The following is a 19,729-nucleotide window of genomic DNA, read 5'->3' as shown; positions in this document are numbered from 1 at the left end:
TGGGAACACATCAATGGCGAAATTTATCGATAAGATAGCTTTCTGGCGAGCGCTGCCAGACGTACCAAATGTCGGCAAGTCGGCAGGCATCGCAGTGGTATTAGTGGTCATCTTTTTGTTTGGTTTAGGGGTCTACTGGGACACTGAGCCAGACCAATTTGATGTGGTTGCTGAGGCGAAGAGTCGTGCTGAAGAGCATGGTTATTTGAACAACAGTAAGCAGCTAGTGACTGGTTACACCATGACCAACACGCTGTACACCCTAGTGGACACTATGTTGCACAAGAACGGTGGCTTTATCTCTAACGACGTGATGCCACCAGGTGTGTTTATGGATAACATGCCGTCTTGGGAGTTTGGTGTGATGGTGCAAGTGCGTGACTTAGCACGTGGCTTGCGTAAAGAATTCAGCCGTAGCCAATCGCAATCTACTGAAGATGAAAACTTGAAGATTGCTGAGCCTCAGTACAACTTCGATACCCGTAGCTGGGCGCTGCCTTCAAGCGAAAGCGAATACCGTCGTGGTAATGCTGAATTGCTTAAATACCTAAACCGTTTGGCCAACAAAGATGACAACGCGCAGTTTTATGCCCGCGCCGACAACCTAGCAGATTACTTATCTGATATGTCAACGCGCCTTGGTAGCCTGTCTCAGCGTCTGTCAGCAAGTGTTGCCAAAGTACGTGAGAACACTGACTTGGCTGGTGATGTGACCGCGCGTCAATCTACCGATACTGGTTCAGTGCAAAACGTACAAACGCCATGGACGCAAACAGATAACATTTTCTACGAAGCCCGCGGTGCGAGCTATGCCATGCTGCATATTCTAAAAGCGATCGAAGTGGACTTTGTCTACACGCTAGAAGGTAAAAATGCTTTGGTTAGCCTACGTCAAATCATTCGTGAGCTTGAGGCTACTCAAGAGACGGTTTGGTCACCAATGATTTTGAATGGCAGTGGCTTTGGTTTGCTAGCGAACCATTCTTTGGTCATGGCGTCTTACATGTCCCGTGCCAATGCACAGATGATCGACCTAATCAGGTTGCTTGAACAGGGCTAGTATGTCGGCCTTATCTTTATCGGTGCGTCCTGCGAGCATAGAGGATGCACCGATGATCCTCTCTATTTTCCTCGAATCAGAAGCGCAAGCGGATGTGAAGGGCGGTATCAATCTGATCAGTGTGATGGAATGGATTGAAAACGCCACTGAGCAACATCCTCTATGGGTACAGGAAAGCGCAGGTCAAATTGTTGGCTGGTGCTCCCTTGAACGCTTTTATGGTCTGCCTGCCTTAGATGGTGCGGTGGAAATTGCCCTTTACATTGCCGCTGCCTATCAACGGCAAGGTTGCGGTCATTGGTTGTTAAACCATATTGCACAGCAAGCTGCTCAGATGGGCATTCATACATTGGTGGCCTACATTCTCGGCTCAAATCAAAAGAGCAATCACTTTTTTATGAAAAACGGGTTTCAAGAGTGGGGCTGTTTGCCAAACGTGGTGCGCAGTGCTGGGTTAAAAGGCGACCTGAAGCTACTTGGCCGCCAGTTGAGTTAGTGCTTTAGATCGGTTCAAATACCGAGCCCGAACTCGGCACAAACAGGGTTTTGTACATACGGCTGGCGTAATCATCGGTCATAGACGCCATGTAGTCACAAATAATGCGGTAATCATTACCACCGCTCTCAACACTGTTGAGCCATTCTTTAGCCAGGTCCTTAGGCAGTAAACGAGCCGGGTCAGCGGCAACTGCTTCAAACATTTCTAACAACATCTGTTGCCCTTTGTAGACCAGCATCTGCACTTCTGGGCGCATGATAATATGTTGCATCTCAAACGCTTTTAGAATGTCTAATGCACTGCGCTCCGCTTCTGGTAATGTGGCTTGATAACGTAGCAAAGGGTGTTCGAATTGCGGTTTTTCAATCACCGAGCAAGCGGTGATGAACCAGCTGACCATGTCGCCGATGGCCTTTTTACGCAAATGGCTTTGCTTGCTAAACAGCTGAGACTCTAAGCGTTCTATATTGTCATGGATAAAGGCGCAGTCGATGGCACAGAGTTTAGGTCGCAGGTGTTGCTGCCACATTTCGCGCGTCACCATGCCAAGTACAATGGCGTCTTCCAAATCGTGCACGCCATAGGCGATATCATCTGCCAAATCCATAATCGAGGTATCAAACCCAGAATGCTGGGTGCGACCATGTTGCTTGAGGTCGCTGCGCGTCACGGTTGTTAACGCATTGCGATCGGTTTGGCTGAAGGGCGCTAAGATCCAATCCAGCAGCTCGGCCTCTTCTTGATAAACACACTTAGGAGGGTGCCAGTCTTTGGCTTTAAATTGACGCAAGCTATGAGGTTTGTTGGGATAATGCCCAACCACGCCAGTATACAGTGCAGGGTACTTGAGCACCCCCAACATGGTGCGGCGCGACACGTCCATACCATACTGTTCTGAGTAGGAGCCACGCTTACCAAGGATGCGTAACGACTGGCCGTTGCCTTCAAAACCACCGTGCTCGGTCATCATGAAATTCAGCGCGACCTCGCCACCATGACCAAAAGGAGGATGGCCAATATCATGGCTTAAGCAGATGGTTTCCATGAGCGAGTCACTCGCCAGCCAAGGTTGAAACGCTGCTTCTGTTGGGTGTGAGGACTGCAGATGGTAGACGATGCCTCCGCCAATCTGGGCGACTTCCAAGGAGTGGGTTAAGCGGGTGCGGCTGTAATCGTTTTGGCGAATGGCGAGGATTTGAGTCTTAGACTGTAAGCGTCGGAAGGCGGCGCTATGGATAATGCGGGCGCGGTCACGTTGGTAGACGTCACGATGATCGTTGCTGCGTTCAGTGCGTGGGCCAGAGCGGCGAGTCATCCAAGTGGCTAGATCAAATTTGTCGTTCATCATGCTTTAGTGCTCTGATAATACTGTCTTTCGAGTCTTTCATTAAAATACGATGTAGGTCAATGCCTGACTAAACGGTAGGGGGCATAATGTTCACCATCATAAGGAAACATTATGCTAAATACTCAACATCTCATCACATTCAGAACGCTAGTCGAAACGGGAAGTTTCACGCAGACGGCACGCAGGTTGGGGTTAACTCAGCCTGCAGTAAGTCAGCATATTCAAAAACTAGAGAAAGGGCTCGGTGAGCCACTATTGATTCGTCATGGGCGCTCGACAGAACTCACTGAAGCGGGGGAAGTGCTGTACAAGCATGTACAGGATTTAGGTAACTGCTACGATAAATTTGTCAGCCAATGGCAGAGCTATGTGGATACCAAGGGCTCGGACCAAGCAAGAAAAAGCGCCTAAAGATTTCTCTTTAGGCGCTTTGTTTTAAGCTTGCTTAGTCGGGATAAGGTTGCCGACGTGCAGACCACATTCTTTGTGTTCTGACTCTTCCCACCACCAGCGTCCTTCACGTTCGTGCTGGTTAGGCAGTACCGGACGAGTGCATGGTTCGCAGCCAATGCTGGTGAAGCCTTTCTGGTGAAGCTCGTTAAACGGTACTTCAAATACTTTGATGTAGTTCCATACATCCTCAGAAGACCAGTTAGCCAGTGGGTTAAACTTGTAAAGCGGGCTTTCTTCAGTACCAAAAGCACCGTCTAGCTCAGCGAAATCTAGTTGATTACGAGTGCCGTGACTTTGATCTTTGCGCTGTCCAGTAATCCAGGCATCCAACGTTGCTAGCTTTTTACGTAACGGCGCCACTTTGCGTACGCCACAACATTCTTTGTGACCATCTTCGTAGAAGCTAAACAGGCCTTTCTCTTTGGTGAAGGCTTCTAGCTTTTCTGCGTCAGGTGACATGATGTCGATGTTGATGTTGTAGTGTTTACGAACTTGTTCGATGTAACGGTAAGTTTCAGGGTGTAGGCGACCCGTATCTAGTGAAAATACCTGTACGTCTTTTTTGGCTTTTACCGCCATATCAATCAGCACAACGTCTTCTGCACCACTGAATGAAATAGCGATGTTGTCGAATTCTTTTAAAGCGCTGTGAATGATTTTTTGAGCTTCATCGGCTTTGTGGCTGCTGATAAACGCGTCTAGATCAAAGTTGGACATGCTGTCTTATCCTAGTCTTAATCAAATTTGGCTGTACCATAGCAAGTTCGTCGCAGGAGATAAAATACAAATGCTGCCTAACCTTATAATGCAATCCCACTATCTGCGAGAATGATTTTCAATCGCTTGGTAAAGGCCAAAAATGATGCCCGCAGTGACGCCCCAGATGCGTAAGCCATGGTAATCAATCTCAAAATAGCCACGCTTAAGGTTGCCTATTTCTCTTTCGACATAACTAAAGTTTTGCGGGTTGAGAAGATGATTTAAGGGCACCCAATGGATCCGCTCGACTTCATCTTCGCTGATGCTGAGTTCACTCATACGGGTCATTTCTGCCACCACAGGCTTGATGCAAAAACCGGAGATGGAACAGTACTCTCCAAGTTCCCCGAGTAATTCAAAGCAGTCAGGCGCAAGGCCGACTTCTTCTAGAGTTTCGCGCAGCGCGGTGTACTGAATACTGGCGTCTTCTGGGTCGTGCTTGCCGCCAGGAAAAGCAATTTGTCCTGGGTGGTTACGCATGTGCAGTGAGCGCTGCGTCAGCAGTACTTTAAGCTCGCCTTCATCGGGGCAGTGATAAATCGGGATGAGCACGGCCGCGGCACGATAGTCGTGGCGGTAGGCATGGGGCGCAATATGCTGATCGGGATTAAAGATTTGTGCGGACGTCTCATTATCCAATGCCGCACGAATCTCATCGATTGTCGGCGTTATAGGAGGGGATTCTAAAAACGTTGAGACGTCCACCATAAGTCGCTACCTGAGGAATTCCTTCTCTAAAGTATGGGTTAAACGGCCTATTTTGGTAAAGGTTTCTTGGTACTCTTCTTCGCACACAGAATCCGCTACCAAGCCGCCACCTGCCCAACAGTGTATCTTTTGTCCATCGGCAATCAAAGTACGAATGGTGATACTGGAGTCCATTTGACCGTTGCAACCGAAGTAGATCATGGAACCGCAGTAAGCGCTGCGCTCATGGGGCTCCAGCTCATCGATGATTTCCATCGCACGCACTTTCGGCGCACCGGTAATAGAGCCACCAGGGAAGCTTTCTTGGAATACTTTCAGGGCATCACCTTTCTTATCAATGCGGCCCTCAACAGTGGACACCATATGGTGAACGTTAGCGTAGCTCTCGAGGTCAAACAGTTTAGGTACTTTGACACTGCCCGTAACACAGTTTTTACCCAGATCGTTGCGCAGTAGATCGACGATCATTAGATTTTCAGCGCGATCTTTTTGTGAGGCCATCAACTCATCCGCATAAGCTTGGTCTTCTGCTGGTGTGGCGCCCCGTGGGCGGGTGCCTTTGATTGGCTTGGATTCCACGCGGCCGTTATCGCAAAGAATGAAACGCTCTGGCGAGTGAGATGACACGGCACGGCCATCTGGTAATTGGAAGTAGGCGCCAAATGGGGTTGGACAGGCGTCTTTCACCGCTAAATAGGCCTGCCAAGTTTGACCAGTGTAAGGCGCACTAAAGCGTTGCGTTAAATTGACTTGGTAGCAGTCGCCCGCCTGGATGTACGCTTGGACTTTGTGGAAGCGCTCAGCGTAACCTGCCGCACTCATATTAGCCGCAAAGGCTGTGTGCAGTTCAAAGGGCTTAGCGAGCGCAGGGTCGTCCGCTTGAGTCAGGCGAGCAAGTAACTCTGCTTCACTCATCTGGCACCATGGCGTAACGACCAAGGTTGTGGTTTTTTCAAGATGGTCTGTGACGATAGCCCATCCGTAAAGCCCCAGCAAAATGGTCGGCAGTTGTACGTCTTCTATGACATTCTCAGGTAGCCGCTCTACATAGCGGCCAGCTTCGTAGCCGTAGTAACCCAACAAGCCACCATTGAACACCAAAGAGCAGTCGTCGGCCCACGGCTGCTGGGTGATGATGTCAACCAACTCAGTTAACAGTGTCATCGGGTTATCCGTTACCTGGGTCTCGAATAACGGCTCAACAAACCAATTGAGAGCAAATTGCTGCGCCTGTGCGTCCAGCACGGCAAGTGGTGCCGCACTTAATATATCCCAGCGCGTATCGGAGAATGATTCGTAATTACTGTCGAACAGAATCGGGTAAGGAAGATCGCTGAACTTAGGGAACAGACGAGCCAAGGTGCTTTCATAAGGCAAACTAATGAGTTTGACTTCTGCCATAATAAGGAACCACGTATATTTAAAGAGTTTTCAAGCGTTTGATAGCGCTATTTTACCCTGAAATGTGGGAACGAGTAGGAAGAATTAAAGTGTTCGAGACAAAATTTTTGCCATTAGCCGACACCGAGCTGGCCTATCGCCTGATTGAAGTGCCCAACAGTAAAACCGATGGCGCTTGTTTGATGTTGCATGGTGCTGGTGTTGCAGGGGAGCTCACCTATGCTCCTATGTTGGACTATTTGGACCATTGGCGCTGGATTTTGATCCCTGATTTGACGGGCATGGGACAGTCGTTTTTCCATGGTCAACAAGAGGCACCGTTGAGCATTGATCAATTGTCGGCAGAGATTGAGCAGTTATTACAGCACTTATCATGGCAAGCGTTCGATATCATTGGTTATTCATTAGGCGGTTTGGTGGCCTTGCACTTGAATGCGCAGCGGCAATCTAAACAGGGTAAAGCTCATCGCTTAGCTCTGATGGAACCTGCCTCCCTAGAGCGCGAGTGTGTCGAGACCTTAGCCGAGGTGCGTCAGCGTTATCGGGTGGCCTCACAAACCATTCGTGAAACCGGTGATGTGGAATTGGGGATTGCCCATTTTATGGATGGTGTAGCACCCAATCGCCGCAAGCATCCGGTTGCAGAAGCCACCACACAAAGTCGCTTGGCGCATCGGCCGCTTGGCTTTAGTTATGCCTTAGATGCGGTGACAGATTGGGTGGAGCGTGTTTCTGGGAACGTGGCATTGCGCGATGACATGTTAGCGCAAGCGGATCAGGTATTTTTGTTATCTGGCGAGCTCAGCCACGCACTGCTGCGCCAACATTATGATGAGTTGGCTGAGCAGCACCTAGGTTGGCAGCATCAAACCGTGAAGGGTTGTGATCATTCATTACCGTTTCAAAAGCCGCGGCAGATAGCCAAATACCTGTCAGCGTGGTTTGCGTAAAAAGATGAAATTTTTGCTCAAGAGTGCACGATATTGGTCGATAATTAAACAACGATAATTTCATTCGCGGGGAAGGATTATGTCTGATCCACTAAAGGGCCTTGGTCAAACCATGCCCTCATTTACAACCAATCATAACCACCAGACCTCTCACACTGATCGAGCGCAAACACCGAAACAGTGGGGAGCAGATGGTTATATGCCTTCCTCATCTTCTTATCGCTCCATGGGGGTCATTCAGCAGTCTTTGTCAGCTAGGCTAGCGGCTTCTTTTAGCTCGCCTAACGCTGAAGCCTCTGAACAAGCAACGACGGCGACCGCTAAAAGTGACAATGATTTTTCTCCGGAAAAAGTGGCGCAGCGTATTATGTCCCATGTCGGTAATTACATGGAAAAGCTGCAGAAGAATGGCGCCAATGATGAGCGCTTAGCGGCAGTGTTTGATACGGCAAAAGAAGCCGTGCAAAAAGGCATGGACGATGCCAAAGAAAAGTTAGATGCGCTCGGTTGGTTGGTGAACGGTGGCGTACAAGAAGGTATTGATGAAACACAGAGTCTGTTAGACGAAGGCTTTGAAGCATTAAGAAAGTCCTTTTTTGAACCTGCGGATGTCAATGCAGCGTCGCAAGTGTCCATGGCTTCAGAAATGAGCTATCGCCGTGAAGATTACTCACAAATTCAAATGACGACCCAAGAAGGCGATGTGGTAAAACTGAATTTGTATGCGCTCAGTGCCACAGAGCAGGGCGAAGCGGCGAGCATGAGTGACAATGGCATTAGTTACTCTCGTTATGAAAATTCCAGCCAGTCTTTTGCGTTTGACTTCAGTGTCGAAGGGGACCTGAACGATGACGAATTAAGTGCCATTCAAGACATGATGGAATCCGTCGGCAAAGTGTCCGACTTATTTTATGACGGCGATGTGGCGGGGGCGTTGCAAAAGGGCTTCGACATGGGGTTTGATGCTTCGCAATTGGCGAGTTTCTCCATGACCTTGCAAACCAGCCAGACAATGAAATCTTCTCAGGCGGTATCCGCTTATGGTCAAAATCCTGGTATGCGCTCTATCCAAGAGCCATTAGGGGAGTATCGTCAGACACTGGAAGAGGCGGTTAAGAAAACCTCAGAACTGTTTGATGATTACCGCGACGTGGTGGAAAACACTCTGTCAGATATTATGGCCATGCGTGAGGAACAAGCACAGAAGATGGCCGACATTCGTCAAGTATTTGATTATCAGCAACAGATGATAGAACGGATCAGCCAATGGTTTGCCCCTGAAGCGCAGCAAAGTCCTCAGGATGAGGAAAATGTAGCGGGTGATACACTGGCAGATGGCGAAAACTTGGACAATACTGATCAGAGTAATGCTTAGCTAAAGCGAACATTCATGGGTCAGCAAGGACGCTGACCGTCAGTGGCATAAGGAGTGTGTCATGAATTCCTGCAAGGGCTTTTCCCTACCGGAGTTGTTGGTTGCAATCGCTATGATTTCAATCGTCGCTTCGGCTTTTCTTTCTTCTAATCTGCTGGCTTACTACCAGCGCTGGCAAGACCGACAAATGCTCGCACAAGATGTAAGTGGCTTGCTATCCCTCATTGCTCGTGCCCGCAGCCTAGCGATGCGCAGTGAACAGCCCGTACGTTTGTGTGGTGGTGAACATTGCAATGGTGATTGGGGGCAACAAGCTTGGCTCCATTTGTCGGGCGATACCCAGGTTTTGCAACGTCATCAGTTGTCATCCGATACCTCAATGGTCTGGCGTGGCTTTCCTGCACAGCGGGCTTATATCGAATTTCTCCCCAATGGCTTATCCAGCTATCAAAATGGCTCCTTTTATCTCTGTCGAGCACAAGCGCACGCCCAGCGAATTCTCGTCAACCAAAGTGGTCGCGCCTACCTAGACAGCCAATCCTATGAGGTTGAGGAGTGTTTATGAAGGCTTCCAAACAATCAGGGTGGATGCTGGTGGAGGCTATGTTCAGTATTGCTTGTGTGGCATTTGTCATTAGCCTGGCCCAGCAGCAACAAAATCAGCTGACGCAGCAAATGCAGGCCTTGCAAACACAGCACCAGCAAAAGGTGCAGCAGAGCTTACAGCTTAACATGCGCCTATTATTTGGGCAGGCGCCCGCTCTTAATTCATCGAGCCTTGGCGTGCCTAATTGTCAGCGCTGTCGCGGGGCCGCGCTACAACACTTGCTGCAATATGAGTTGAACCAATGGTAGGTCGAGCTGCATCCGGTTTCTTCTTGCTAGAGGCCTTGCTGGCGATGGCCATATTGACCAGCGTGGTGAGCCTTATAGTGCCTGTGGTACAGGCGCTCGAAAGCCATATGACTAAGCGTCAGCAGCTATTGCAGCTAATGGCCTTGAATCAGGCAGTAGAGGATCAATTTCAAGCACAGTTTCAGCGCCTTGGCAGTGGTGGCTGCTATGCCAGTCATGGGCGCCTGCAAGTTGGAGAGCAGGGGGATAAGCCTGCACGGTTAAAAAACGATAAGCTCGATCCTGGCTCGGATTGGTTATACGGCACCGATTTCGGGGCCTGTGCTGGCTATGGTTGGTCGAATGAGCAGCATATTGAAGTGCAGCTGTCCTGCGACAATTTGGATGTGGGGGACATCTTGCGTGTTAGTAGTTGTGAACAGAATGTCGCCGCCACGGTATTGGCGAATAATCATGGCATGATCACCTCATGGCATGGGGAGACGGATTTAACGGGGGAGGTGCTGGTATACGATGCGAAAGAGTTTTATTGGTTTGTGAAAATGGGCAAAGCCGAGCAGCATGCCTTCTGGCGCAGACCCGCGCCATCAGGTCGGCCATTGGAACTGATGACAGGGGTTGAGCACGTGCGCTTTTATCCGGTAGTGGATCGTGATTTAGATGGCGTCGCTGATGAAGTCTGGGTGGACTATGGTGCGGTGCCGGTTCGTCAAATCAAAGCGATTTTGGTGGAGTATCTTTATGGCTTAGGGCACTGTGACATGGCGTCAGCTGTCTTGAGTTACCAGACATTACGTGGCGATCAATGGGACTACGACGGTGTGTGTTTTAAGGTAGGCAAGCTGCTGGCGCAGGTAGGGGCGTCGCAGTGAAGGGGCGTCACGGCTGGGTATCGGTGCCCGTGTTAGTGCTGGTGGTGATACTAAGCCTACTCTTGGTGCGTCACCAAGTGTCTCTTAATGATAGCCATTTATGGCAAACACAACGGGCGCAATACAATCCCCAATCCGTCTGGCAAGAGAGTTATCAGGCTCTGTCTGCCATGTCAGCCACAGCAGGAGAGCAGAGCCATTGTGCTGGCTTTTGTCGGCCGCAGGACGGCCATTGGCATTTGGCTAGGCTGACAACGGGGCAATTCTGGTTGCAAAAGCAGCGAATTGCGCGCCTAGGGGTAGAACGTTGGTGTGCCACCGCAGACCAGCAAAGAGTGCGTTGCTGGTGGCTGTATGACAATGGTGAACAACGTTCTCTATGGTTGCAGTATTAGTCCGTTTTAGGATTTATGCTCGAGTTTGTGCTCAACGCAGCAAAATGGTGTTTGGTTATGGTCGTAAACCGCGTGACTGGTGGGGACAAAGGTGCCACAGGTTGCGCATTTGACCATAGCTTCTTCATGTGACTTGTCATCTTGTTTCTTAACCGATTTGGATTTTGCCATGATTGCTTTGGCAAATTGGCGATAAATTATCCAGCCAATGGCAAAAACCAGAATAAAAAATAGCAAACGTACAATCATGCCCTTTACCTTAGCAATGTAATTCCACGACAATAACACTCATATCATCTAACAGAGTGTCTGAGATAGCAACGTAATGACCATTCGAATAGCCATGGCCCAACTGGATATGCTGGTTGGCGACATTAAACATAACACGGAATCTGTGATTGCACAGTCTCTTGTTGCAAGAGACGAACATCAAGCAGATGTGATCGTCTTTCCTGAATTGACCCTAACCGGTTATCCACCTGAAGACTTATTGCTTCGCCCAAGCTTGGCGCCACGCATCGAAGCGGCCTTGGCTAGTATTTTAGACCAAGTTCATGACATTTATGTTGTTGTGGGTTACCCACGTGACATTGACGGTGAGTTATTTAACTGCGCTGGGGTATTTTATCAGGGGCAAATCCTGGGTGAATACTGCAAGCAGAAGTTGCCGAACTTCCAAGTGTTCGATGACAAACGTTACTTCCAAGCTGGGACAACCCCTTGTATTGTCGATATTAAAGGGGCCAAGGTTGGTTTAAGCATCTGTGAAGACATTTGGCACCCAGAGCCGATCGCCCAAGCCAAAGAAGCGGGCGCGGAACTGATTTTGAATCTCAATGCTTCACCGTTCCATATTGAAAAAATGGGCGTGCGTGAGCAGCTGTTGCAACGTCGTGCCAGTGAAAACCAACTGCCGATCGTGTACGTCAACTACATGGGTGCACAGGACGAGTTAGTCTATGAAGGTGGCTCATTCGTAGTAGATGCCCAAGGGCATAAAGTGCGTCAGGCGCCTTGGTACGAAGCCGGCTTATACTGTGTCGATGTAACAGTGGAAGAAGATCGCGACCCACGTGTCGCCGTGCTGGCAGGAGAGGTGGCAACGACATTAGATGTGGAAGCCAGTGTCTACCAAGCTATGGTAACGGGCCTGCGTGATTACATCGAGAAGAACCGTTTTAAAGGCATCGTATTAGGCTTAAGCGGAGGGATCGACTCGGCGTTGTCGCTGGCGGTTGCGGTGGATGCGATTGGTGCTGAGCGCGTGCAGGCGGTGATGATGCCTTACACTTACACCTCTTCGATGAGTTTGGAAGACGCCGAAGAAGAAGCCAAGTTACTGGGTGTGGAATACAGTGTCTTGCCAATCGAGCCAATGGTGACTGCGTTTATGGACACGCTGGCGCCAGAGTTTGAAGGCTACGGCCGTGATACCACGGAAGAAAACTTACAAGCTCGTACTCGTGGTGTGACCTTGATGGCGATTTCCAATAAGAAAGGCTACATGGTGCTGACCACGGGTAACAAGAGTGAAATGGCGGTGGGCTATGCCACCCTTTACGGCGATATGGTCGGCGGCTACTCCGTCTTAAAAGACGTCTTTAAAACCTTGGTATTCCGCTTAAGTCGCTACCGCAATAGCTTGGGCTATGTGATCCCCGAACGTGTCATTACACGTCCACCAAGTGCTGAGCTGGCGCCAGATCAGGTTGATGAGGACTCTTTGCCAAGTTATGAGGTACTGGACCAAATTCTGCACATGTACATTGAGCAAGACATGAGTGCGGAAGCCATCTTAGCCTCTGGTGAATTTGAGCATGATACGGTGTACCGCGTATTACGTTTAGTTGACTTGAATGAGTATAAGCGTCGTCAAGCGCCTACCGGTGTGCGAGTGACGGAGCGAGGCTTTGGTCGTGACCGTCGTTACCCAATCACCAACGGTTGGCATATTGGCGAATAAAGCCATTGCACTTTACCCATCAAAAAGCAGCTCCAGTGAGCTGCTTTTTTGTTTTGCGGCATGCGTAATACTTAGATCAGCTCTAATGCTTGCATAGCATGACGAATGGTCTCTTTGCTGCTGTCGAGCAACGGCATCACTGGCAAGCGCGCTTCTTCAGAGCAGAAACCTAATAGCGACATCGCGTATTTAGGGCCCGCTGGGTTGGGCTCGATGAACAATGCCGTGTGCAGTGCAAACAGTTTGTCCTGAAGCTCAGCGGCGGCCACAAAGTTGCCTTCGCGGCATAAGCGATGAACTTCTACCACTTGTTTTGGGGCTATGTTTGAGGTCACAGAAATACAGCCATTGCCACCACTGACGTTGTAAGCGACACAGGTGACATCGTCACCGCTTAGGTAACTGAACGGCTTCTGGATCAAGGCGCGTTCACGAATGGGGCGAGTCAGATCCCCAGTGGCGTCTTTGACACCCACAATACGCTCGAGTTTGGCAAGCTCGGCCATGGTCGCGACGTCGACGCCAACGACTGCGCGGGGTGGAATGTTGTAAACGATAATCGGCAAGTCAGTGTGGTTATGCACGTACTCATAATGGGCGTACAGGCCACGCTGGTTAGGGCGATTGTAGTAGCCCGCTACATGCAGTGTAGCATCAGCGCCGGCTTCGGCCGCATGGCGTGAGTAGGTCACGGCTTCAAGGGGATTGTTGGAGCCTGCGCCAGCAATAATCGGAACGGCTTTATTGGCTTCCTCAACCGTAATTTCAATCACACGCTTATGTTCAGCTTCGCTTAAGGTGGGGCTTTCACCTGTGGTACCAACAGGTACCAGACCATTGATGCCAGAATCGATTTGCCAACGCACAATGCGTCGCAGAGCGTCTTCATCAAGCCGGTTATTTGAGAATGGGGTGATCAGTGCTGTGATTGCGCCTTGGAACATATTGCTACCTCTTGGTAAGTATCGACAACATGTTTGGCTAACTGGAAGCTCCCATCGGCAAACATGCTGCCGAGGGTAAATTGTTAGATTACATCCACACGTCAGCGTCGCAAGGTTTGTTAGCCTTACGTTTATCGCCGTTGCGTTTAATTGTGAATGCAAAGGTGTTCATTTTTGAAAGTCTGTATCTGTAAAAACGATTCAGGTCATGCTGAAGGTTTTTTTTGTCAGAGTCAATAACTAAAAACTGCATTTTAATTAGTAATTGATGGCTAAATTTATTAGCATAAATTTTTCTAATTTTTCGCTAAAAACATTGTGGAAACAAGTCGTTAGAGTTTCGCTATGCATCAAAAGATCAAACAGTTACTAGACCTGCATTTTCCAGATGACACCAGAACCGACAAACTGCGGACATTGGCTTCGGAGCTGGATCTGTTATTTCAACAGCAAGAAAATGAAATCACCTTGCTGGAGCGCTCCATTGATCTGGCCTCAGATGCCATGTTGGAGCGAGAGGATGCGGCGGTGGAACATCAAGAGCTGTTTGAGATCACCTTTGAAGCGTCTTCTGAGGCCATGTTGATCGTCGATTTTCGTAAAGAGAGTGTGCGCTACAACGCTGTGCTGGGCGAGCTGATGTCGATACCGAATCGCTTTGGCGGTGAAATGACCATGCCCGATTTTCTACAAAACTTATCGAGCCAGCTAGAAACCCCCGAAAACTTCCTCAGTTTCTTACGTCACAGTCATGACAACCATGCTGCGTTTACGGGGGAGCTGTTGCTCAAAGACAGTCGCTGGCTGTACTACAATGTACAGCCCATAATACGCGCTGGCGAGATGGTGGGGCGGTTGTGGACCTTAGCGGACGTGACGGAGAAAAAGCAGGCTGAACGTCAGATTGTTGAGTTTCAACAAGAATTAAAACATGCCCATGAGTTAGCAAAGATAGGGGAGTGGACGTTTGACTGCAGCCAGCAAACCTTTGTCTTTACAAATGATGTGCTGGAACTGTTTGGTTTGTCAGAGAGTCATAAATCCCTCACATTAGATGCGTTTTTGGCGTTACTAGAGGATGAGCACGGGCGCGATCTTGCTAAACAATTTCGCCACTGTCAGGTCTATGGCCAGACCATTCAAGCAGAGTTGCAGTTTGATCTAGAGGGGCGTGATTGTTACGTCATTCTGCGTGGTCGGCTAAAAGTAGGGAGTCGCGGGCAAGGCGACATCATTCAAGGTGTGCTGCAGGACATTTCTGATTTGCGTACCTCTGAACATCTGGTGAAAATATCCTCGCACTTTTTTCAGTCCTCGATGCAGGGCAATGTGTTGATGGGGCGTGACCGGGACATTCTAGATTTCAATGAAGTGGCTTGCGGTATTTTTAAGTTATCTGCTCAGGAGTTCTCGTCGCGTATCGCTGAGCGATTGGCGACCGCATGGACCCATGAGATGCCGATTAATGATATTTGGCGGACCGTAATTGAAACCAATCATTGGGCTGGTGAGGTGTATTTTACTTGCCCTGAGCTGGTCGATAAAACCATCTGGTTATCCTTAGAAGCGTTGCGTGATAACCAGGGCAAAGTGGTCAACTTTATTGCCATTTTTAACGATATTACCGAGTCAAAAAATGCTCAAGAACAGCTCCATCATATGGCCTATTTTGATGCGCAAACGGCATTACCGAATCGTTTTCAGTTTGAACAGTTTTTAAGTCAGAAGTTGTCAGCCGCGAACCTTGCCAGTCACCCTATGACCCTGTTCTACCTCGACTTGGATCGCTTTAAGTTTGTTAATGACTCTCTTGGGCACCATGCTGGGGACCAACTGTTGTACCTAGTGGGGCAACGACTTATGTCGGCGGTGCCCAATGCTACCTTGGTCGCGCGTCAAGGTGGTGATGAATTCGTGATGCTGCTCACTGGGCAACTCACTCGAGCACAGCAAGAGCAGGTGGCGGAGCATTTGATTGCTCAGTTATCTGAGGTGTTTACGGTATTTGATACCCAGGTCTATATTGGTGCCAGTATCGGTGTGGTCAATCTACCGCAAGACGCCCAAGATCGAGTAACGGCCATGCGCTATGCTGATATATCTCTTTATGAGGCGAAGAAATCCGGTAAGGGCTGTTATGTCTTTTGGCAGCGTGATTTCTTGAAAGGTTCCACGCCAGAGCGAGTGCAAATGGAGTCTGAGCTGCGTGAAGCCATTTTAAAAGATGAGTTAGTACTCCACTTCCAACCCAAGGTCGAAGCCCAGACCGGCAAAGTATACGCCTTCGAAGCATTAGTTCGCTGGAATCACCCACGTCTTGGCCTCGTCTATCCAGACCGTTTTATTGGCATTGCTGAAGAGTCCAACTTAATCATTGAATTGGACCGATGGGTATTAAACGCTGTGGTGTCTCAGCTAACTCAGTGGCACCAGAGTGGTCTGCCGATCCTTGAGGTCTCGGTGAACATCTCGGCCGCCCACGTAACACGCTTAGGGCTACTAGATGTGTTCCGTTCTTTCTTGGATCAATACCCTTACTTATCAGAGTGTTTGGAAATTGAGCTGACTGAAACCGCCATCATGGCGGACCCAGATCAAGCCACTGTGGTGTTAAACAAGCTACGAGAATGGGGTGTCAAAGCCTCGGTCGATGATTTTGGTTCTGGCTATACTTCCTTGGGTTATTTGAAAAAACTCAATGCCCACACGCTTAAGATCGATCGCAGTTTTATTGATGGCATCACCTATGATGTTTACGATCGCGATGTGGCAAAGGCCATTATTGCGCTGGCATCCAGTCTGTCGATGGATGTGGTTGCCGAGGGGGTAGAAACCCAAGATCAGTGGGATTTGTTACAGGCTTTTGGCTGTAAATACCTGCAGGGTTACTTTTTTTCCCGTCCCCAGTGTGCCCAAGACATCGAAAGCGACTATCTGCGTCCGCTGCAGTTGCAAGCCTAATCACACTCACGCCACGGTTTATGAAAAAAGGCTCATTGGATGACCAATGAGCCTTTTTCGTGCGTTCGACTGTGGGTTAGCGCGGGGTATAAATATGATCGCTAAATTGAGACAAGGCTTGTCCCATCTTTTGATAGCCCTTGGCATTGAGATGTAAGCGGTCGCTGGCAAACAGGCTTTCGTCAATATTACCTTGCGTGTCACACAGGATGTCGTTGCTATCAATAAAGACAGTATTCGGGCGTGTGCGGGCAAGTTGCTGCAGCATCTTATTGGTGCTAGCCACTGTTGCGCGCATGCTCTGGCGAGTCGGGCTGAGTTTCACCCCCAAAATGGTCACAGGAATCCCCGGTAAATGGCGATCAACCTTCTCGAGCAAGCTGACGTAGCGATCAATCACCTTGTTACTGCTGTGCTTATTGCCGATGTCATTATCACCCGCATAGAGTACCAATGAGCGAGGGTTGTACGGCAGTACAATGCGTTCAAAGTAGTACACACAAGCGTCAATGGTGGCGCTATTAAAGCCAAGATTAACGGTTTGTTTACTGTCGAAGGGGGCCTCATAATCGGCCCAGTTTTTGATCGTCGAGCTGCCGTAAAAGGCCACCGGGCGCTCGTCAAAGCGGCGATGAGCTTGGCGGAACTCGAGCTCTCGGACATCGGATTCGAATTCCACGTCGATCTGATTCACGCTGCGCACGTTAGAGATGCAGCCTTGACGTCGACTCAGTACCGGGTGCTTTTTGATTTCTTGGGCCAAGTCTTCGGCTTCTTTCACGGCTTGGCGGAATTCCTCTTGGTACGCTTTAAGGAAGCTTGCTACAGCGTCTGGGTCATTAATGTCGACGCGATCTGACAGACGAAACGCCGGTTTGATCACCGCCGTGTAAATGTTGTGATCGGCGCGTTTATCAAAGTTGGCCACCGCAATGGGGACAATCCAGGGCTCTTCTTGATCTTGTAGAGAGCCAGCCAGTTCAAAGACATAGGGTAAGAGCTCGCCAGGGGAATCGCTGGTGGCAAAGCTTTTGCCTTCAGGGGATATCAGCAACGGTATATCCGCTTGCAAGGTGGCCTGGCCATCGGCTAAGAATTTGTCGTGGACTTCAGTGCCTGTGGTGAGGGCATTCCAACTGTCGACGAAAATATTACCAAAGCGCTCGTAATATGCGTCGCGCCAAAACTCAAACTCTTTACTGCGACGGACCACACGCTGGGCGGCAATACCGTATTGTTTGTAGATGATCATGGAGCTAATAAACTGCGCATCTAGCGAATAGCGGAAGCCATTGGCTAGCTGGTTGCTTGCCGAGCCTAATAGGTGGTTGTATATAAACACACACCCTTGCTTCTTCGGCAGGTTCTCCATGCCTTTGATGATGTAAGGGACTTGCTTAAACGCTTGGGTGAATTGCTCCGTGGCAAAACGGCGTACATCGGTGGCGTTCAGTTCCGCTGGCAGGGCATTTACGGTGTCGTAAATTTGCGCCAGTTTACGGTAAAACGCATTTTCCCGTTGTAGGTCTTTAAGGATGTCCAAGCTCATACCGGCGATGGTGCGCTCAATACGTGTACCGTAATGCAGGCAGCGGTATAGAACACCGAAGGCTTCATCTGTCGTGACGGCGTTTTTCAGCAAGGAACCCACTTTATATAAAGGTGAGCTGACCGGTAGAATAGCCGCGTTCTGTTCAATCATACCGTGCACCGCTAGCGCTTCATCGCTGGCGATCTGAGACAGGTAGCGCATGCGAGCGGAGACTAGATGAGTGCCCACTAGCCAGATCAAACGGTACCAGTACTTAATGGCAAACTTGGGCTGCTCTTCAAACAAGGCTAACAAGTCATCACGGGCAATAAACAGCACGGTGGAATCCCGTGAGCTAATAATGGTGGCGCGGTTTCGTTGCGGTGTGCCATTGGTGCACCACGCTAACACGGTACCAGGGCGAGAAATGGTGCGTGTGGTGATGACTTCGCCGGCCTCAGTTTGGTAACTGACCACGGCTTTGCCTTGCACCAAGAAATACAAGCCATCTTCGGGTTGATCTTGCTGCGATAAAATATCCCCTTGATGAGATAGGATAACGTGTGCCGCTTTCGCCATGCCATGGATTTCGTTCTGTGTGAACGTTTCACAAAACGCCGTGTTCGATAACAGTGCAACCGATTGCTTAATCGACTGCTTTTGTAGTTCAGGATTGAGCAGTGGTCTTGTTTCTTCAAACGCTAAGGATTCGTTGGCGAAGAAGGGGCGTGTTTGGTTTTGAATCCCAGTGAGGACCGGCAGCGACTCGCGATAAACAAAGGCAAGGAAATGCTCGGCGAGGGCTAATTCTTCATCAAGAATTTTTTGTAATTCGGTAATGGGCCAACTAATTAATTGCGTGTTCTGGGTCGCTTGAAAGCTGGTGGCGTAGCGGGATGGCTGACGAAAAGCGGACCAACCAATGGGGGCGTATGGGCGATTGATCAGCCCTACATGATACGACTTGCCAGACTCTTGTAACGGGATCGAAATCGAGATCTCACCGGAAAGTAAAAAGTACAGAGAGTGACCAACTTCAAATTGCTGTGCCAGCATGTCGCCAGCACTGAGTTCCTTGATCTGGGCAAGCTCATTAAGGGTTTGAATGACGTGTTTTGAGGCATTTTCCAAGAAAGGAAGGGCACTCACATAGCTCGATAAATCCATTAAACCACCTTGATGACGAGATGTTGGCATTGAAAGTTGCTGACAACCATATTGCCGCACAATTGTGACAGTGCGAGTGAAAGGCGCCACGGGTTGAGAGCAAAACTGTCTATAAATGAATGCAAAATATATTCCTATATATCGTGCAGTAGGCGCTTTGATTCGGTCTATTAGCCCAAATTATTTAGTTAAATTACTACAAATTTCCCATGCTAGGGAAGGGCTGAGCGGGTGGATTAAGTGAATTTACCCCATGTTGTGCTTTGTTTTCTTGATCCTTTAGGCATGACCTTACCGATTAAATCCTTATTTCAAAAAACTACATTTGAATCGCTTAATTATCAGCGAGTTAAATTTTTATCACTTTGTTTTACCGAAGATTTATTTTTGTAAATCCTCCCCTTTCTTACTTGAGTAGTCGCCAGACTATGCTAAACCTTAATTATCTTCCGAGACTTTTAACTGCTTTTAACCAAGACGTTTGGTTG

At 49.1% G+C, this 19,729-nt stretch carries 18 protein-coding genes; 11 read left to right on the top strand and 7 right to left on the bottom strand.

Annotated features, from left to right (window positions below; genetic code table 11):
- The first annotated feature begins 13 nt into the window (after positions 1–13).
- Both MAQ5080_RS02615 and MAQ5080_RS02610 read left to right on the top strand, forming a co-directional pair.
- Positions 14–1,060 carry a DUF2333 family protein gene (locus MAQ5080_RS02615; RefSeq protein WP_082860989.1) on the top strand — a complete coding sequence of 349 codons (1,047 nt, stop codon included), beginning with the start codon at positions 14–16 and terminating at the stop codon, positions 1,058–1,060.
- Position 1,061: 1 nt separating this feature from the next.
- Entirely contained in the window at positions 1,062–1,556 is a 495-nt protein-coding gene (locus MAQ5080_RS02610; RefSeq protein WP_067205254.1) for a GNAT family N-acetyltransferase, read from the top strand.
- 4 nt (positions 1,557–1,560) lie between these two features.
- Here MAQ5080_RS02610 and MAQ5080_RS02605 read toward each other — a convergent pair whose 3' ends face one another.
- Positions 1,561–2,907: an anti-phage deoxyguanosine triphosphatase gene (locus MAQ5080_RS02605; protein WP_082860990.1), complete on the bottom strand. Its 1,347-nt coding sequence runs from the start codon at positions 2,905–2,907 to the stop codon at positions 1,561–1,563.
- 111 nt (positions 2,908–3,018) lie between these two features.
- Between MAQ5080_RS02605 and MAQ5080_RS02600 the strand changes: the two genes are divergently transcribed.
- Positions 3,019–3,318, top strand: coding sequence for a LysR family transcriptional regulator (locus tag MAQ5080_RS02600; protein ID WP_067205256.1), 300 nt, complete (start codon positions 3,019–3,021; stop codon positions 3,316–3,318).
- Between the two features lie 24 nt (positions 3,319–3,342).
- On the opposite strand, the gene MAQ5080_RS02595 is transcribed toward MAQ5080_RS02600, so the two are convergent.
- The 3 genes from MAQ5080_RS02595 to pabB all read right to left on the bottom strand — a co-directional run bounded on the left by MAQ5080_RS02595 (position 3,343) and on the right by pabB (position 6,228).
- Positions 3,343–4,077 (bottom strand): phosphoadenylyl-sulfate reductase, encoded by a 735-nt coding sequence (locus tag MAQ5080_RS02595; protein WP_067205259.1) that lies wholly within the window; start codon positions 4,075–4,077, stop codon positions 3,343–3,345.
- Between the two features lie 99 nt (positions 4,078–4,176).
- Positions 4,177–4,827: a CoA pyrophosphatase gene (locus MAQ5080_RS02590; protein ID WP_067205261.1), complete on the bottom strand. Its 651-nt coding sequence runs from the start codon at positions 4,825–4,827 to the stop codon at positions 4,177–4,179.
- Positions 4,828–4,833: 6 nt separating this feature from the next.
- Positions 4,834–6,228: an aminodeoxychorismate synthase component I gene (gene pabB, locus MAQ5080_RS02585; RefSeq protein WP_067205263.1), complete on the bottom strand. Its 1,395-nt coding sequence runs from the start codon at positions 6,226–6,228 to the stop codon at positions 4,834–4,836.
- A gap of 89 nt (positions 6,229–6,317) precedes the next feature.
- Between pabB and MAQ5080_RS02580 the strand changes: the two genes are divergently transcribed.
- The 6 genes from MAQ5080_RS02580 (at position 6,318) to MAQ5080_RS02555 (ending at position 10,675) form a co-directional block, all read left to right on the top strand.
- The gene (locus MAQ5080_RS02580; RefSeq protein ID WP_067205265.1) at positions 6,318–7,178 is read left to right on the top strand and encodes an alpha/beta fold hydrolase; all 861 of its coding nucleotides are present in this window, start codon (positions 6,318–6,320) and stop codon (positions 7,176–7,178) included.
- A gap of 79 nt (positions 7,179–7,257) precedes the next feature.
- Positions 7,258–8,553 (top strand): DUF5610 domain-containing protein, encoded by a 1,296-nt coding sequence (locus MAQ5080_RS02575; protein ID WP_067205267.1) that lies wholly within the window; start codon positions 7,258–7,260, stop codon positions 8,551–8,553.
- A gap of 61 nt (positions 8,554–8,614) precedes the next feature.
- Entirely contained in the window at positions 8,615–9,118 is a 504-nt protein-coding gene (locus MAQ5080_RS02570; RefSeq protein WP_067205269.1) for a GspH/FimT family pseudopilin, read from the top strand.
- Entirely contained in the window at positions 9,115–9,408 is a 294-nt protein-coding gene (locus MAQ5080_RS02565; RefSeq protein ID WP_067205271.1) for a hypothetical protein, read from the top strand. Before MAQ5080_RS02570 ends, MAQ5080_RS02565 begins: the two co-directional genes overlap by 4 nt.
- Positions 9,402–10,280, top strand: coding sequence for a hypothetical protein (locus MAQ5080_RS02560; protein ID WP_067205274.1), 879 nt, complete (start codon positions 9,402–9,404; stop codon positions 10,278–10,280). The genes MAQ5080_RS02565 and MAQ5080_RS02560 overlap by 7 nt, the downstream gene beginning before the upstream one ends.
- Positions 10,277–10,675: a hypothetical protein gene (locus MAQ5080_RS02555; protein WP_067205277.1), complete on the top strand. Its 399-nt coding sequence runs from the start codon at positions 10,277–10,279 to the stop codon at positions 10,673–10,675. The genes MAQ5080_RS02560 and MAQ5080_RS02555 overlap by 4 nt, the downstream gene beginning before the upstream one ends.
- A gap of 6 nt (positions 10,676–10,681) precedes the next feature.
- On the opposite strand, the gene MAQ5080_RS02550 is transcribed toward MAQ5080_RS02555, so the two are convergent.
- Positions 10,682–10,924 carry a PP0621 family protein gene (locus MAQ5080_RS02550; protein WP_067205279.1) on the bottom strand — a complete coding sequence of 81 codons (243 nt, stop codon included), beginning with the start codon at positions 10,922–10,924 and terminating at the stop codon, positions 10,682–10,684.
- A gap of 76 nt (positions 10,925–11,000) precedes the next feature.
- Here MAQ5080_RS02550 and MAQ5080_RS02545 point away from each other — a divergent pair, with 76 nt between their 5' ends.
- Positions 11,001–12,638, top strand: a complete 1,638-nt coding sequence (locus tag MAQ5080_RS02545; protein WP_067205282.1) for an NAD+ synthase — start codon at positions 11,001–11,003, stop codon at positions 12,636–12,638.
- A 71-nt stretch (positions 12,639–12,709) separates the two neighbouring features.
- On the opposite strand, the gene dapA is transcribed toward MAQ5080_RS02545, so the two are convergent.
- Positions 12,710–13,582, bottom strand: coding sequence for a 4-hydroxy-tetrahydrodipicolinate synthase (gene dapA / locus MAQ5080_RS02540; RefSeq protein WP_067205285.1), 873 nt, complete (start codon positions 13,580–13,582; stop codon positions 12,710–12,712).
- Between the two features lie 345 nt (positions 13,583–13,927).
- Between dapA and MAQ5080_RS02535 the strand changes: the two genes are divergently transcribed.
- A complete protein-coding gene (locus MAQ5080_RS02535; protein WP_067205288.1) occupies positions 13,928–16,543 on the top strand; it encodes a sensor domain-containing protein in 2,616 nt (871 codons plus the stop codon).
- A gap of 76 nt (positions 16,544–16,619) precedes the next feature.
- On the opposite strand, the gene MAQ5080_RS02530 is transcribed toward MAQ5080_RS02535, so the two are convergent.
- Complete coding sequence (locus MAQ5080_RS02530) at positions 16,620–19,271, bottom strand: cyclic nucleotide-binding domain-containing protein (RefSeq protein WP_231870765.1); 2,652 nt, start codon at positions 19,269–19,271, stop codon at positions 16,620–16,622.
- Positions 19,272–19,729: the final 458 nt, after the last annotated feature.

The organism is Marinomonas aquimarina (assembly GCF_900089755.1).
Classification (GTDB): domain Bacteria; phylum Pseudomonadota; class Gammaproteobacteria; order Pseudomonadales; family Marinomonadaceae; genus Marinomonas; species Marinomonas aquimarina.
The sequence above is the reverse complement of the archived record's forward strand: the minus strand, read 5'-3'. Positions and strand labels throughout refer to the sequence as shown.

Coding starts and splice junctions, on each gene's coding strand:
- MAQ5080_RS02545 (WP_067205282.1), top strand. CDS start 11,001: ATGACCATTCGAATAGCCATGGCCCAACTGGATATGCTGGTTGGCGAC.
- MAQ5080_RS02590 (WP_067205261.1), bottom strand. CDS start 4,827: ATGGTGGACGTCTCAACGTTTTTAGAATCCCCTCCTATAACGCCGACA.
- dapA (WP_067205285.1), bottom strand. CDS start 13,582: ATGTTCCAAGGCGCAATCACAGCACTGATCACCCCATTCTCAAATAAC.
- MAQ5080_RS02600 (WP_067205256.1), top strand. CDS start 3,019: ATGCTAAATACTCAACATCTCATCACATTCAGAACGCTAGTCGAAACG.
- MAQ5080_RS02605 (WP_082860990.1), bottom strand. CDS start 2,907: ATGATGAACGACAAATTTGATCTAGCCACTTGGATGACTCGCCGCTCT.
- MAQ5080_RS02530 (WP_231870765.1), bottom strand. CDS start 19,271: ATGCCAACATCTCGTCATCAAGGTGGTTTAATGGATTTATCGAGCTAT.
- MAQ5080_RS02615 (WP_082860989.1), top strand. CDS start 14: ATGGCGAAATTTATCGATAAGATAGCTTTCTGGCGAGCGCTGCCAGAC.
- MAQ5080_RS02575 (WP_067205267.1), top strand. CDS start 7,258: ATGTCTGATCCACTAAAGGGCCTTGGTCAAACCATGCCCTCATTTACA.
- pabB (WP_067205263.1), bottom strand. CDS start 6,228: ATGGCAGAAGTCAAACTCATTAGTTTGCCTTATGAAAGCACCTTGGCT.
- MAQ5080_RS02565 (WP_067205271.1), top strand. CDS start 9,115: ATGAAGGCTTCCAAACAATCAGGGTGGATGCTGGTGGAGGCTATGTTC.
- MAQ5080_RS02560 (WP_067205274.1), top strand. CDS start 9,402: ATGGTAGGTCGAGCTGCATCCGGTTTCTTCTTGCTAGAGGCCTTGCTG.
- MAQ5080_RS02535 (WP_067205288.1), top strand. CDS start 13,928: ATGCATCAAAAGATCAAACAGTTACTAGACCTGCATTTTCCAGATGAC.
- MAQ5080_RS02595 (WP_067205259.1), bottom strand. CDS start 4,077: ATGTCCAACTTTGATCTAGACGCGTTTATCAGCAGCCACAAAGCCGAT.
- MAQ5080_RS02570 (WP_067205269.1), top strand. CDS start 8,615: ATGAATTCCTGCAAGGGCTTTTCCCTACCGGAGTTGTTGGTTGCAATC.
- MAQ5080_RS02610 (WP_067205254.1), top strand. CDS start 1,062: ATGTCGGCCTTATCTTTATCGGTGCGTCCTGCGAGCATAGAGGATGCA.
- MAQ5080_RS02550 (WP_067205279.1), bottom strand. CDS start 10,924: ATGATTGTACGTTTGCTATTTTTTATTCTGGTTTTTGCCATTGGCTGG.